Genomic DNA, 13446 nt, shown 5'->3' on the forward strand with positions numbered 1-13446 from the left:
AGGTCGTGCGACTTGCCTAGAGACCAGTGCACCGAGGGAGGGTGACGCGACTACCGGGCCTCGACCGCTTCTTCGGCTTCCGCCCCTTCGACTTGCGGCTCTTCGACCTCGATCGGTTCGACCTCGACCGGTTCGCCGGCGTCGATATCCGAGGCATCGAAGACGCCGTCATCTCCGGTGTTCTCGATCGGCACGGGAATCGAGCGTCCGTCCTCGGTCTCGAGCGTGGCCGAGATAATCTGGTTGTTGCCTTGCGGCGAGGTTTCGACCAGCAGGACGCCGTCGGCTTGGCTGCCGTCGACGTGCAGCACCATCACCGGAGTCCCCGTGTTGTTCTCGTTCCGCTGGGCCGTCTCCACCAGGCTGACCGACATCGATTCAATCTCTCCCAGCTCCTGTTCGATCACCGGGTTGCCCTGCAGTTGGCGTTTGAACTCTTCGCCCATCGCCGTCTGCGCTTGGTTCCAGCCGAAGTAGATCAAGGCCGCGAAGCCGCCGCAGATCAAGAGCCCGATCAAGGCCAGGACGGCGAGCACGATCAGGACGATCTTCAGGCCCGAAGTGGACTTGGCCGGCGGAGTGGCGTCGGGTTGGAAGGTGGCAGACATGGGGGCGATTCCTTGTGAGTTGAGAATGCTTGGGGGAGTGGGAGAGGTGGCAAAGGTAGGTCGCATCCGGCGGAGCGATGTCTCCACGAGAGTCGCGCGTACAGCGTACCGCTAACGGCTGCGAATGTAAGATCCCGAGTCGATTCCCAGCCGCCGGGCGAGGGGCTGAATCTGCTCGCAAAAACGGCCGGCGTCGCTCGGGTAACCGGCGGTGGGTACCAACGGTTCGCCATGGTGCGATTGCCAAAAAGCGTTGAACCGTTCCATCAGTCGCTCCCGAAGGTACTTGGCGATCATCGAGGCGAGCGCGACCGGCACGAAGCGATCCCCCTTGACCGTGAAACGCCAATCGATCGTCCGCTCCGCCTCCTCTAAGTGATAGCGACTTTCGGGCGAGCCTTCTCGCAAAATCCGCAGCCCGCCGTCGGGCCGCGTGTGCTGCAGCAGTCCGCCGTAGCGGTGGCGTCCCCCGTGGCGGTCGCTGAAGACGTGCACTTCCCCTTCGGCTGGAACCGCATCGATCCGCTCGCTAGCAAGTCGCAGTGTCGCCTCCGACAGCAGCGACGCTTTGTTGCCCAGCGATTCGCAGAGCCGATTGAAGGGGCCGGCGTCGATCACGCGAGCGGCGACGGCAACGAGCTGCAGGCCAGACTCCGCCAAAACCTTCTCGACCAACTCCCGGTGACGGAGCGTGCGGTCGCTCGGAGCCGCGAGCGGAAAGGGGACCTGCAGACGGCCGGACCAGGGGCACCGGCTCAGCTCTGCGTGATCCTCCGGGCAGAGACGAGCGAGCAAGTCGCCGAGCGTGTGCGGGTCGCGAAAGGCGGAAGCACCGAAGGCAGCGATCGTCGATTCGAGTCCCGCCAGGCTCCCGGCGGCGCGCGGGTTGAACAGTTTCTTGGAGTCGCCGATCGGCAACCGCTCGCCCTCCTCGGTCGTCAAACCGCCTTCGAATGGGGCAAAGGCGTCGGCGACCGAGCGGCCCTCGGGCGTCTTCCAGACCGTGGCCACGATTACCAGCGGACCGAGCGTTGGGCCGTAGCCTGCTTCGTCCGTTCCAATCAGCAGTGGCACCGAAGAGCTCCAGGAATTGGGGCGGCGAAGCGAACGGGGCGGCGAAGCGGGCAAAGCACTGAGCATGAAGGGGCCACCGGAAGCGGTGGGGGCTCGAGTATAGTAACAGCTCGCCGGCGCTCGAAGCCCCGCGTTTCGGGTATAGTCGTCGCCGTCAGGCTTACAGCATTGAGTTATCGCCCTTCCCTTGATTTCCTGGGAGTATTCGTATGCGTACCCGTCTCTCGGAGGCCGCTCGCGGTGGTCTCTTCACGTTCGGTCTCGGTTTGACGCTGGCGGTGGTTGGCACCGCCAGCACCCACGCTCGCGGCGAGTCCGATCGGGCGTCTTCGAACGGTGACTCCCCCGCGGCCCAGTACACCGTCAAAGCGACTCCCGAAGGCAAGGCGGTTTACCGCGACGGCGAACTGCTCACCGAGTACATCACCCTCAGCGGCCGCAAACCGATCCTGTGGCCGGTCATCGGCCCCGACGGCGTCGCGATGACCCGCTCCTACCCGATGGGACCGACCAAGGAACAGGAGCGGGAGGATCACATCCACCATCGCTCGTTCTGGTTCACCCACGGGGAAGTCAACGGGATCGACTTCTGGGCCGAAACCGAGAACGGGGGGACGACCAAGCACCGCGAGTTCACCGCGGTCGAGGAAGGCTCGACCGCCAAAATTTCCACCACCAACGATTGGGTCGGCCCGGATGGCAAGCGCGTGCTCAGCGACGAGCGGACGCTCGTGTTTGGTGACGACGGCGGCCATCGCTACATCGACGTCGATATCACCTTGAAAGCGACCGACGGTCCGGTCCACTTCGGCGACACCAAAGAAGGCTCGTTCGGGCTCCGGCTCGCCGGGACGATGAAGCTGGACGCCGAGCCGGGTGGAAGCATCCTGACCAGCCGCGGCGTCAAAGATGCGAAAGCCTGGGGAACCGAGGCCGAGTGGGTCGATTACGTCGGACCGATCGACGGCAAGACGTACGGCGTCACGATCATGAACCACCCGTCGAGCTTCGGATTCCCCAACCGCTGGCACGTCCGTTCCTACGGCTTGTTCGCAGCCAACCCGTTCGGCCAGTACCACTTTACCGGCGGCGAGCCGACCGACGGCGTGCGGCTCGAGGCCGGCGACTCGCTGCGGCTCCGCTACCGCGTCGTGCTGCACCGCGGCGACAGCGAACAGGCTCAAATTGCCCAGGCCTGGAAACGCTACGAAGCGACGGAGTGACAGCGGAGCGCGATCATTCCGTCACCCTCCCCCCGGGAGGGTCGCGAGGAACGAGCGGGGAGGGCTCAGTCGCTAAGCGCTGTCAGAAAACCCTGAGCCGACGGCGCTAGCCGCGGGTGCTGCAGCGAAAATTCCGGGGCTGCGAGGCCCGAGGCTAGCGCCTGCGGCTCACCCGAGGCTAGCGCCTGCGGCTCACCCGAGGCTAGCGCCTGCGGCTCACCCGAGGCTAGCGCCTGCGGCTCAAAAGACTGAAGCCCTCCCCGGGCCTCAGAGCCCGACCCTCCCGGGGGGAGGGTGAATTTCGCGCTCGTAGCACTCCCCCGCCGCGTCCGCTACTTGCCGGAAAACACCCGCTTCAGTTCGTCGAGGCTGGTGAGCCCGCGGGCGACTGTCAGGACCGCTTCGGCCTGCAGCCCGCGGTGTCCTTCCGAGGCGGCGACGGCGCGCAGCTTTTGGAGGTCCTGCGTCTTGTGCAGCGCGTCGAGCAATTTGGGACCGGGGGTCAGCAGCTCAAAAATTCCGATCCGTCCATAGTAGCCGCGGCCGTTGCACTGCGGGCAGGGCGGGATCGGGGCAGGCCGCCCTTTTTCGTCCACCTGTTGCTCGATCGGCGGCGGGACGAAGGGCTGGTAGAGCATCGTCACGCGGCCGGCCGGAATCCCCAGCTTTTGAAGTAGCGCCGGCGGGGGCTGAAAACCTTGTTTGCAGTTTTCGCACAATCGGCGGGCGATCCGCTGGTTGAGGACGCCTTGCAGGATCGCCGTGATCGACTTGGCCGCCCCGCGGTACTGGCCGACCAACCGGGCCGCCGCTTCGACCGCGTCGCCGGCGACCATCCGCACGTAAACATGTTTGTCGTGCAGTTTGACCTGCTCGCAAATCGTCTTGAGCGACTCTTCGTCGGGGATCTCCGGCAACAGGAAGACGTCGGGTTCCTTGAGCAGCATGCGGCGGAGCAGTTCGCTCGGCGTCGGCCCTTCCTGCGGATCGTAGAAGTTTTGGTTGATGTTGATCGTCTCGGGCTCGGGCCGCGATTGGGGCTCGATCGACTGAAAGTCGCGGACGAATTTATCGGCGGCGTTGAGTGAGATTTGCCAACTCGTCGTCAGCCCCAAGCCTTTGGGAGCGCTGACGACCACCATTCCCTCGGAGCCGTTGAGCAGCCCCCGATAGGACTCGATCATCTTCTCCCGCATCCCGAGATCGGCGAGCGTCGTAAACGGCATCGCGTCGGGTTCAATCTTCAGCAGCACCCGTTCACCGGTCGGCACCCCTTGGCTCTGCAGAGTCCCGGTGAACTTGTCGCGTCCCACCTTGATCTTCCACTGACCCGATTGGGCCGAGCGGCGGTCCTGAGGATTGAGACTGCAGAGGGTTTTGAGTGCGACCAACATCGCGTCCCCCGCTTCCCGGTCGAGCGGCGGGATCGGCTCCCAGAGCCCATCGATCTGATAGCGGATGCCGACTCCCTGCTGGGTGTAATCGAGCAGCGCGTGGGTGGCCCGCGAGGCCATCGCGTGGGCGATCTGTCCGGCGGCGACCGGAAATCCGGGAGCCTGCCGGGCCTGGATCAACAGCGACTGCTCGGCGGTTTTGTCCTTGAGCGCCGGACTGATCTCGGCCGGCGGGAACAATTGCCACGGCTGGAGATCTTCGACAGCCTGCTTTTTCTTTCTAATCATCAGCTTCGGTGAGAGTCAGGGAGATGCGGGATCGACGCGCGATCAAATCGATCAGATGATACCCGGCGCTTTGACGTCGATGCCTTTGAGCGCCATCTTCAGCGCGTCCTTGTTCGGCGCAACGGCGAACGCCGTGGGACGGTCGATCAACTCATCGTCGATCAACTGCTTGAGGCTCATCGTGAAGTCCTGCATGCCGTCCTCGGCACCGATCCGGATCGCGTCGGGCAGCTTTTCATCTTTGCCCTCGAGAACGAGTTTGCGGATCATCGGCGAGAACGTCATGACTTCCACCGTCGGCACGCGAGAGACGCCCGGCTTGATGCTCCGCAACAGCTTCTGAGCCACGATCCCTTTCATGTTGAAGGCGATCGCGCTACGAATCGCCCCGTGCATCTCTTCAGGGAACAAGTCCAGAATACGGCCGATCGTCGTCGAGGCGCTCGAGGCGTGGATCGTGCCGAACACCAAGTGCCCCGTCTCGGCCGCGTGGATCGCCGTCATGAACGTCTCTTCGTCACGCAACTCGCCGACGAGGATGATGTCCGGGTCTTCACGCACCGCGTGCTTCATTCCAATCCCAAAATCCTTCACGTCCTGACCGATCTCGCGTTGGTTGATCAGACACTTGTCTTCGGTGTAGACGAATTCGATCGGGTCCTCGAGCGTCAGGATGTGCTTGCGATAGATGCTGTTGATGTAGTTCAGCATCGAAGCGATCGTGGTCGATTTTCCCGAGCCCGTGACGCCGGCCAGCAGGATCATGCCCTGGTCGAAGTGGCACAGCGATTCCATGACCGGGGGCAGGTAGAGTCCTTCGAAGTTGGGGATGAAGTTATTGACTCGCCGCGCCACCAGCCCAATCTTGCCGAGTTGCTTGAGCATGTTGATCCGGAACCGCCAGGAGACGCCATCGACGTTGCAGATGTAGGCGAAGTCGGCTCCCCCTTCTTCCTCGAAAATCCGCCGGTTCCGCTCGTCCATCATTGGGACCAGCAACCGCACCATCTCCTCGTTGTCGATCGGAGGGCGGTTCAGCGGACGGAGTTCGCCGCCGACGCGGACCATCGGCGGATTGCCCACCTTGAGGTGCAAGTCGGAGCCGTCGAGTTTGACGAGGGCCCGGAAAATCTTGTCGACTTCGAGCTCTTTGCGCTCGACGAGCAGGCTCGCCTTGAGCCGATCCATCGTCTCGTCCGCAGTGCCTCCCGCCGAGGCCGCACCGTTGCTCGCTGATCCGCTGGATTTCGTGGCGCTGGACATCGCTGCCTATATCTTCAGAAAAGGGGGGGGAATCGTGCCTCACCAACTGCCGCTGGCCTCACAGACCGCCGCTAGTCGCGCAGCCCGCTCAGTCGCGCAGCCCGCTCAGACGGGCAGCCGCACGGGGATCCCGGCGGCGGCCATCGTTCGCTTGGTCTCTTCGATTGTATAGTGGCCGAAGTGGAAAATGCTGGCCGCCAGTGCCGCATCCGCTTTGCCTTTGAGGATCGCGTCGACCAAGTGCTCCGGTTTCCCCGCTCCGCCGCTGGCGACCACCGGGATGCGGACCGCTGCGGAGATTGCCGCGGTGACCGGCAAGTCGTAGCCGTCGCAAGTACCGTCGGCGTCCATGCTGGTTAACACGATCTCGCCCGCACCGAGGCGTTCGACCTCGCGGGCCCAAGCGACCGCTTCGAGCCCCGTCGGCTTGCGGCCCCCGTTGATGTGCACTTCCCACACTTCCCGCCCCTCGCGGACCACCCGTTTCGGATCGATGTTGACGACGATGCACTGCGATCCGAACCGCTCGGCGGCCCGCCGGACGAACTCGGGATCGGTCACCGCCGCGGAATTGATGGACACCTTGTCACTGCCCGCCTGCAGCAGCGCCCGGACATCCTCGATCGTGCGGATCCCGCCGCCGACGGTCAGCGGCATGAAGACCTGCTCGGCCGTTCGCCGCACGACGTCGATCATGATCGCCCGGTCCTCGTGCGAAGCCCCGATGTCGAGGAAGACCAGTTCATCCGCCCCCTCGGCCTCGTACCGCCGCGCGACTTCGACCGGATCGCCCGCGTCCCGCAGATTGACGAAATTCGTCCCTTTGACCACGCGGCCGTGATCGACGTCGAGACAGGGAATCACACGTTTGGCAAGCATCGGTAACAGCCGAGGAAAAGACGCAAAACAGTATCGTACGAGCGGAGTTCAAGGTAAAGAATCGGCAGTCGCTTGACAGCCGGGGCGATGTTGGGAGCAGGCAGGAGCCTCTTTCGATACCCGCCCCCCGGGCCCTGCTCTCTACACAAGTCGAAGAAAAAAAAGGCACCACCAACACCCTCCCAGGGGGCGGGTGACGCTTGTGTTTTCTGGGCCTACCGCGGGGCACCCGGATGCCAGGGAGATCGGCGGCTCCGGCGGCTGAGCGTGAGAGCTGGCGGCGGCTGGGGCGGGCGTTGTGAGAAAAGGGGGTCGATGAGGAGGAGTTTTCCGGTTGTGCAAACTTTACTGATCCCACCGGGCGGGGATGGCCGATACCGTTCTCAGAGCCTCTCCAGAACCGGGTTACCCAAGCCTCATGCACTCGCCGCCATGCCGCGCTGCCGTTCCTTCACAACGCAGATTCGCTGCGGGGGTCTGCTTGCTGCTGTTTTGCGTTTTGCACTGTAGCAGTCTTTACGCCGGGGCGGGAAACCGCATCGGCTGCGGGGCCGAGTTCTGCCTGGGGTGTGGGGCTGAGGACGCCGCCGCGGGCGAGGTCGGCTGCGGCCTCGAAGGAGCGAGCCTGGGCGGTCGCGAAATCACGGGGGGCCGCGCGGGTTGGCAGCCCGGTCAGGATGGGAGCTGCGCGGCCGCGAACCCGCAGGGCGAGTTCACGTTCTTGTGTCTGCCGGTGCCCCGCGTCCACTGGTGTCGCTCGGAATTTTTTGCAGGGGTGCAGAGTTTCGCTGGCCAAGCCAACTATGCGGCCTTGGAGAGTGAGCGCGAGGAGTTTCGCGGCTCCTCGAGCTTCGGCGCGCAGTATGGGATGAATTTCACGCGGCCGTTGGCGGTGCTCGACGAACAAGCGTCGATGCAGCTGGGAGTGCGGGGAGCGGTCAGCAACTTTGCGGGTGCCGACTTCACCGATGCGTCGCGGCGGCAGGTGTTCTTGACCGGCGGCTTTTTCCGCCGCGTCGACTTCGGGCTGCAGGGAGGTGTGGTCGCCGACTTTCTGCACGACGATTGGTACGCGGAGCTGAACCTCAGCCAGTTGCGTGGCGAGATCAGCTGGAGGACGGCCCGCTGCAACGAGTTTGGCTTTGGCTACATGGCGGGGCTCACAGACGACGCGTCGCGGTCGGTGATCCTTGAGGACGGGGCGGCTGTCGCGGACCGGGTGGAGATGGAGGTGATCAATCAGAACCGCCTTTTCTACCGTCGCCATTTTCATGGAGGTGGATTCGCTGAGGCTTTCGCGGGGCTCAGTGGTGACGACGACGGTCTGCTCGGCGCGTCGCTGGAGCTGCCGCTGCGGTCCGGGCTGACGCTTCGCAGCGGCGTCACTTACCTGGTGCCCGAGGAGAGCAGTTCGCGGCTGGATCATCAGGACGAGAGCTGGAACTTGGCGTTGGCCTTCGTCTGGTATCCCTGTGGCGGCTGCAGCGCGACCCGCTACCAACGGCCGCTGATGGATGTCGCCGACAACGGGACCTTCCTGTTCGACCGCCAATAGTCGCGTTTTCGGCGATCGGCTAAACTCGCTGAGCAGCCACCGGTGTTTGCGATCGGTGGCGTTCCCCGCCGGTCCCGTCCCGAGAGCCGTCTGCCGATGAGCATGGGTCGATGAGCGAGAAGTCACGCCGAGTCACCGCCGCTGCAGTTTTGTTTCTTGCCTTACTGGCGGCGGGGTGCAATCGCTCTTCCACCTCCTCCGAAGGGGGAAGGGAGGAAGCCGATGGGGCGTCGCTGCCTCGGGTGACCATCCAGCTGAACTGGTACCCCGAGTCGGAGCACGGTGGCGTCTACGCGGCTCAAGCGGCCGGTCTCTACTCGGCGGCGGGGGTCGACGTGGCGATCCGCCCAGGGGGCCAAGGGACGCGGGTCGCCCCGGAACTGGCGATGGGACGGATCGAATTCGCTTTTGCGAATGCCGACGACGTGGTGCTGTTTCGCCAGGAAGGGGTCGACGTGGTCGCCGTGTTGGCGGCGATGCAGAACCACCCTCGCTGCATTCTGGTGCGGGCCGATTCGAGGGTCGAGAGTTTCGAGCAGCTGCGGGGAATGACGCTGCAGCGGCAAGCCGGACGGCCCTTCCTCGCGTTCCTGCGGAGCCGCGGACTGCTCGAAGGGGTGCGGGAAGTTCCCTATGCCGGCTCCGTTGCCGAACTGGTGACGTCGAAAGACACGGCAATCCAGGCCTACTCGTTTGCCGAACCGTTGTTGGCCGAGCAGCAAGGGGTGGAGGTTCGCACATTGATGCTATCCGACCTCGGCTGGAATCCGTACAGCAGCGTGCTGGTGACGACCGGCGGGATGATTCGCGAGCAGCCGGACCTGGTCCGCCGCGTCGTCTCGGCCACGCAGCGGGGATGGCAGCAGTACTTGGAGGACCCGGCGGAGGGGAACGCCGCAATCCTCGCAGCGAACCGGCACGGCATGACGGCCGAGGTTTTGGAGTTCGGCAGCGAGGGGCTTCGGGAGCTGGCGCTGCCGGAGGGATTTTCGCGGGCGGAGGTCGGCAAGATGACCCTCGAGCGTTGGCAGATGCTGATCGATCAGATGGCGGAGCTCGAGCTGGTCGATCCAGCGAAGGTGCAAGCGAGCGATTGCTTCACCACGGAATTTCTGACGCTTCCCTAGCGAGGTGGCCGATTGGTGTTGACCGTCCGCCGCGGGCGGCGTCATCATCGGACGCAGGTCCGTACTGCCCTTCCGGCTCGCATCGCCGCGGTGGGTGGCGCTCTTTGTTCTGCCCCCCACGCGACTCGAGATCAAGGACGATCGATGTACAGGAACTTGTCGGGCCCGCGATTCCTAAGCCCGCTTTTTTGGGGCTGCGTCCTGTCGATCGCCCTGTTCGGCAATGCTTGCACCGCGTATCTGGTGTTCGCCCTCGGCTGGTCGGAGTTGTACAGCGAAGGGGAGCTCCTCGAGAGCCTGCAAGCGGCCTTTCTCGTGCTTGCCGGCGTGGTCTATTTGACGCTGGCGTTCGCAGCGGAGAAAGAGTTGCGGCTTGCATTCCTCACCGGTTCGCTGCTCTGCGTGAGCTTTTTCCTGCGGGAAGTCGACGTCCAGTATTATCAGCTTCCTGCGATCGTGGTGATGCTCGGGAGCGGGATGGGGCGCAACCTGATGCTCCTTCTGGCGTGGGCAGCCTTGGCGGTCGCGATCGCCCGGAATCTAAAGGAAGAGCTGCCCGCCTTCAGGCACTGCATCTTCTCGCCGGCCGGATACATTTTGATGGTCGGTGGCGCATTCGTGATTGCAGGAGCACTGTTCGACAAGGAGCTGCTCCCGGTGGCTCACCACGCGTGCTTCGAGGAGCTCGCTGAGCTCGATGGCTATTATTTCGTTCTGCTGTCGTCGTTGGTGGCGCAGTCGTTTAACGGCAAGCCGAAGGCGACTGTGTTTGAAAAGCAGGCGCCTGCGGCTTGCCGTTAAACGATTCTTCCGCAAACGGTTTCGCTGCGTCCTCGCGACCCTCCCGCGGGGAGGGTGTCTTTTGAGGTTTTGGCGGGGCCTCGCCCGGCGGCTTAGGCGGCTCTGCGGACGAATGCATCCTGCGGTTGGATGTGCAGGTGCAGCGTTTCGATTTCGAGCTTGAGCAGGCTCTCGGCCAAATTGGCAGCAGTGGGACGAAGCCGTGCGTCGTGGTGGATCATGGCCGTGAGGAGTTCGCGGACCGCTTCGGGCATGTGCGTTTTGGGGAGCATTTGCTCGAGGATTTTGCCCAACGAGTAGATGTCGACGGCTCCGTGGATCAGGCTCCCACCGTTGAGGACTTCGGGGGCGCTGAACTGGGGCGATCCGCGGAAGACGTTCCCGGTTCCGTGGCCGATGCGGTGGGCCAAGCCGAGGTCGATCAGGGTCAGGTGACCGCGCGGGTCGACCATGACGTTAGTGGGTTTGAGGTCACCATGAATCCAGCCGGCGGCGTGCAGCGCCGCGAGTCCTTGTGCGGATTGGCGGGCCCACCAGAGGGCGATCGGCAATGGATGAGGGGGAGAGGCTTCGATCGCCTGGGCGAGGGTTCTGCCTTCGAGCCGGGGCATGACGAGGTAGGGTCGGGCGGCTTCGAGTTGCCCGTCGAGCAACGGAACGACATTGGGGTGGCGGACGCGGGCGGCCGCTTCGATGCGGATCTGCCGGGTCGCTTCGGGGTCTTCGTAGTTTGGCAGCCGTGCGATCTTGACGGCGTAGTCGCTGCGTGGACTACCGACGGCGTCGGCGGGTTGGGCCGCGTAGATGTCGCACCACTGTCCCGCGTGGATTTGCCCGGTCAGCCTCCAGATCCCGACCGTCTGAGGGCGAGCGAGCGGACGCGGGTCGTTCTGGCTCTGGGCCGGGTAGTGCGTGAACATGCGGATCCTCGAGGGACAAGAGCGTAGCGACTAACGATCAAAATCGGTCGGACCGCCCCAGCCCGATCAGACCGCCCCCGACAACCCGCAAACTCCCCCTCACCCGCAGCCTCTTCCAGAGTGGGGCCACCCATGCTTCTCTCGCGTGTGGGGATACCCAGGAGTGGATCGGCGTTGACTTCTCTCGGTCCATCGTGGGACAACCGGCGGAGGCGCCCTGTGGGAGGGGCGGGCCGATTTCAAACGCGATGGACCGAGCAGGAGCACAAGCGCCATGGGAGCAGCCACCGATATCCACTGCCATTTGCTCCCGGGGATCGATGACGGGGCCAAATCGTGGGAAGAGTCGTTGCATATGGCTCAGCAGGCCGTTGCGGAGGGGATTGTGACAGCCATCGTCACGCCCCATCAGCTGGGGGCCAATACTCACAACCGCGGCGCGACGATCCGCCAGTTGACCCACGAGTTTCAGCTGCGGCTGAATCAGGCCAATATCCCGCTCCGGGTTCTTCCAGGAGCAGACGTGCGGATCGACAGCGACATGATCGATCGGCTCCGCTCCGGCGACTGTCTGTCGCTCGGCGATCATCGGCGGCATGTGTTGCTCGAGTTGCCGCACGAGTTGTACTTTCCCCTGGAGCCCGTCCTCGGCCAGTTGAGCCAGTTGGGGATGGTCGGAATTTTGAGTCATCCCGAGAGGAATCAGGGGATTTTGCGCCGTCCCGACTTGATTCCCAGCTTGGTTGCGGGTGGTTGCTTGATGCAGATCACGGCCGACAGCCTCATTGGAACCTTCGGGGCCGCACCCCAGCGGTTTTCGGAGATGATGGTCCAGAACGGTTGGGTCCATTTCCTCGCGACCGACGCACATAGCCCACGGAGCCGAAGGCCACGGATTGTCGATGCGAAACGGCGCGTCGTGGAGTTGGCTGGAGTCGCATATGCCGAGGCGGTCTGTGTCGAGAATCCAGCTGCCATTGCTGCCGGCCGCTCCTGTCCCGAGCTTCCTATGGTTCGCCGCGGCGGATTCTGGTCTCGATGGTTCGGAAAGCGTGCTGCGTGAACCGAATGAATCGCCGCGGTTTCCTGTTGCGGTCCAGTGCACTCGCATTGGCCGCCTCCTGCCCCCTGGCTTCGAGCTTGGCGACTGGAGCCGAGTCGTCGGTGCGGCCCGCGCCGAAATGGCCTTACGAGTGGCAGGTCGGAGATTTTTCGATTCACTCCGACTTTGACTTTCGCGAGAGGGTCGACCTGATCGACGACCTCCAGCGGTTGCGGGGGGATCTTGAAAGTTCCCTCGGTATTACGATCGCTCGAGAGCGAATTCATTTAATCTTGTTTGCTACGAGTAGTCGCTATCGCAGCTACTTGCGCAAGCATTTTCCGGGCATCCCCGATCGTCGTGCGCTGTTCATCAAGCGGCGGGGGCCTGGGATGGTGTTTGCCTACGACAGTCATGAAATGGCGGTCGATCTGAGGCATGAAACGACCCATGCGATGCTGAATGCGTCGCTTCCCTACGTGCCGCTGTGGCTGGACGAAGGGCTCGCCGAGTACTTTGAGGTGAGCTCGGCTGATCGCCCGGGGAAGAGCCCGCATTTGAAGATCGTGCGTCTGCGAGCGCTGATTGGGCAGGTGCCTGACCTGGTCGCCCTCGATGATCTTAGCGATCTTTCTGCGATGGGGGCCGGGGAATACCGCGACGCATGGAGCTGGGTTCATTTCCTGCTGCATGAGAGCGAGGAATCCCGGCAGGTCCTCCTCCGCTTCCTGGCGGAGTTGCAGGCCCAGTCACCGCCAGGGCCTTTGTCGCGACGCATTGCTGCCGGGGTGCCCGATTATCAGCAGCGGTACCTGAAGCACTTTCGGGCCGCCTTCTAAGTCAGCTCTGCGGCACTTCACCCCGCAGGGCTTAAACAGAACAGCCCAGGGCAGAGCGTCGCGGCGAAGCCGCCGAGTGCCGCCCTGGGTACTGGAGCGCACCCTCTCGCTTGCGGGAGGGTCGGGCTCTTAGGCCCGGGGAGGGCAATGGGTTTCGGCGCAAACTCTCAATGGAGCCGTTAGGAAGCAAGCCAATTCATTGAGGAAAAAGGGTCGCACGCACTCATCTCGCGAGCGTCTACCGGCCCCTCCCCGCTCGTTCCTCGCGACCCTCCCGGGGGGAGGGTAAGGGGGCGCAGTCTTCTGTGGCTCTTCTAGCTGGACAGCGCCACTTTCTTGCGCTGAATTGCCATAAAGTCAGCAGTGCCCAGCAGTTGGCTACCAAGTCGTTTAACGGCAAGCCGAAGGCGACTGTGTTTTAAAAAGCAGTCGC

General features: G+C 63.7%; 12 protein-coding genes. 6 read left to right on the forward strand and 6 right to left on the reverse strand.

The genetic code is table 11. From position 1 onward, the window contains the following. Positions 1-50: 50 nt before the first annotated feature. Entirely contained in the window at positions 51-608 is a 558-nt protein-coding gene (locus GNK13_RS21195) for a hypothetical protein (protein WP_164104632.1), read from the reverse strand. A gap of 111 nt (positions 609-719) precedes the next feature. Then, entirely contained in the window at positions 720-1682 is a 963-nt protein-coding gene (locus GNK13_RS21200; RefSeq protein WP_164104633.1) for a hypothetical protein, read from the reverse strand. Positions 1683-1891: 209 nt separating this feature from the next. Between GNK13_RS21200 and GNK13_RS21205 the strand changes: the two genes are divergently transcribed. Then, positions 1892-2905 (forward strand): DUF6807 domain-containing protein, encoded by a 1014-nt coding sequence (locus GNK13_RS21205; protein ID WP_164104634.1) that lies wholly within the window; start codon positions 1892-1894, stop codon positions 2903-2905. 332 nt (positions 2906-3237) lie between these two features. Here GNK13_RS21205 and GNK13_RS21210 read toward each other — a convergent pair whose 3' ends face one another. The 3 genes from GNK13_RS21210 to hisF all read right to left on the reverse strand — a co-directional run bounded on the left by GNK13_RS21210 (position 3238) and on the right by hisF (position 6729). After that, on the reverse strand, positions 3238-4587 hold the full coding sequence (locus tag GNK13_RS21210; RefSeq protein ID WP_164104635.1) for an ATPase, T2SS/T4P/T4SS family: 1350 nt from the start codon (positions 4585-4587) through the stop codon (positions 3238-3240). 51 nt (positions 4588-4638) lie between these two features. Next, positions 4639-5775 (reverse strand): type IV pilus twitching motility protein PilT, encoded by a 1137-nt coding sequence (locus tag GNK13_RS21215; protein ID WP_164104648.1) that lies wholly within the window; start codon positions 5773-5775, stop codon positions 4639-4641. A gap of 180 nt (positions 5776-5955) precedes the next feature. Beyond that, entirely contained in the window at positions 5956-6729 is a 774-nt protein-coding gene (hisF, locus tag GNK13_RS21220; protein WP_164104636.1) for an imidazole glycerol phosphate synthase subunit HisF, read from the reverse strand. Between the two features lie 499 nt (positions 6730-7228). Here hisF and GNK13_RS21225 point away from each other — a divergent pair, with 499 nt between their 5' ends. The 3 genes from GNK13_RS21225 to GNK13_RS21235 all read left to right on the forward strand — a co-directional run bounded on the left by GNK13_RS21225 (position 7229) and on the right by GNK13_RS21235 (position 10212). Next, on the forward strand, positions 7229-8284 hold the full coding sequence (locus GNK13_RS21225; protein WP_164104637.1) for a DUF6666 family protein: 1056 nt from the start codon (positions 7229-7231) through the stop codon (positions 8282-8284). 110 nt (positions 8285-8394) lie between these two features. Beyond that, the gene (locus GNK13_RS21230) at positions 8395-9411 is read left to right on the forward strand and encodes an ABC transporter substrate-binding protein (RefSeq protein ID WP_164104638.1); all 1017 of its coding nucleotides are present in this window, start codon (positions 8395-8397) and stop codon (positions 9409-9411) included. Between the two features lie 144 nt (positions 9412-9555). After that, a complete protein-coding gene (locus tag GNK13_RS21235) occupies positions 9556-10212 on the forward strand; it encodes a hypothetical protein (protein ID WP_164104639.1) in 657 nt (218 codons plus the stop codon). 92 nt (positions 10213-10304) lie between these two features. Here the strand turns inward: GNK13_RS21235 and GNK13_RS21240 are convergent, their stop codons facing one another. Beyond that, the gene (locus tag GNK13_RS21240) at positions 10305-11132 is read right to left on the reverse strand and encodes a serine/threonine-protein kinase (RefSeq protein WP_164104640.1); all 828 of its coding nucleotides are present in this window, start codon (positions 11130-11132) and stop codon (positions 10305-10307) included. 274 nt (positions 11133-11406) lie between these two features. Between GNK13_RS21240 and GNK13_RS21245 the strand changes: the two genes are divergently transcribed. After that, a complete protein-coding gene (locus GNK13_RS21245) occupies positions 11407-12195 on the forward strand; it encodes a tyrosine-protein phosphatase (RefSeq protein ID WP_164104641.1) in 789 nt (262 codons plus the stop codon). A gap of 5 nt (positions 12196-12200) precedes the next feature. Beyond that, complete coding sequence (locus GNK13_RS21250; protein ID WP_235935389.1) at positions 12201-13013, forward strand: DUF1570 domain-containing protein; 813 nt, start codon at positions 12201-12203, stop codon at positions 13011-13013. The last annotated feature ends 433 nt before the right edge of the window (positions 13014-13446 follow it).

Origin of the sequence: Candidatus Laterigemmans baculatus, assembly GCF_010367455.1 — a bacterium.
In the GTDB taxonomy this organism is placed as follows: domain Bacteria; phylum Planctomycetota; class Planctomycetia; order Pirellulales; family Pirellulaceae; genus Laterigemmans; species Laterigemmans baculatus.

What these genes read in the sequence shown, in the direction of transcription:
- GNK13_RS21195 (WP_164104632.1), bottom strand. Translation starts at nt 608, where the DNA reads ATGTCTGCCACCTTCCAACCCGACGCCACTCCGCCGGCCAAGTCCACT.
- GNK13_RS21205 (WP_164104634.1), top strand. Translation starts at nt 1,892, where the DNA reads ATGCGTACCCGTCTCTCGGAGGCCGCTCGCGGTGGTCTCTTCACGTTC.
- GNK13_RS21210 (WP_164104635.1), bottom strand. Translation starts at nt 4,587, where the DNA reads ATGATTAGAAAGAAAAAGCAGGCTGTCGAAGATCTCCAGCCGTGGCAA.
- GNK13_RS21215 (WP_164104648.1), bottom strand. Translation starts at nt 5,775, where the DNA reads ATGGATCGGCTCAAGGCGAGCCTGCTCGTCGAGCGCAAAGAGCTCGAA.
- hisF (WP_164104636.1), bottom strand. Translation starts at nt 6,729, where the DNA reads ATGCTTGCCAAACGTGTGATTCCCTGTCTCGACGTCGATCACGGCCGC.
- GNK13_RS21230 (WP_164104638.1), top strand. Translation starts at nt 8,395, where the DNA reads ATGAGCGAGAAGTCACGCCGAGTCACCGCCGCTGCAGTTTTGTTTCTT.
- GNK13_RS21235 (WP_164104639.1), top strand. Translation starts at nt 9,556, where the DNA reads ATGTACAGGAACTTGTCGGGCCCGCGATTCCTAAGCCCGCTTTTTTGG.
- GNK13_RS21240 (WP_164104640.1), bottom strand. Translation starts at nt 11,132, where the DNA reads ATGTTCACGCACTACCCGGCCCAGAGCCAGAACGACCCGCGTCCGCTC.
- GNK13_RS21245 (WP_164104641.1), top strand. Translation starts at nt 11,407, where the DNA reads ATGGGAGCAGCCACCGATATCCACTGCCATTTGCTCCCGGGGATCGAT.
- GNK13_RS21250 (WP_235935389.1), top strand. Translation starts at nt 12,201, where the DNA reads ATGAATCGCCGCGGTTTCCTGTTGCGGTCCAGTGCACTCGCATTGGCC.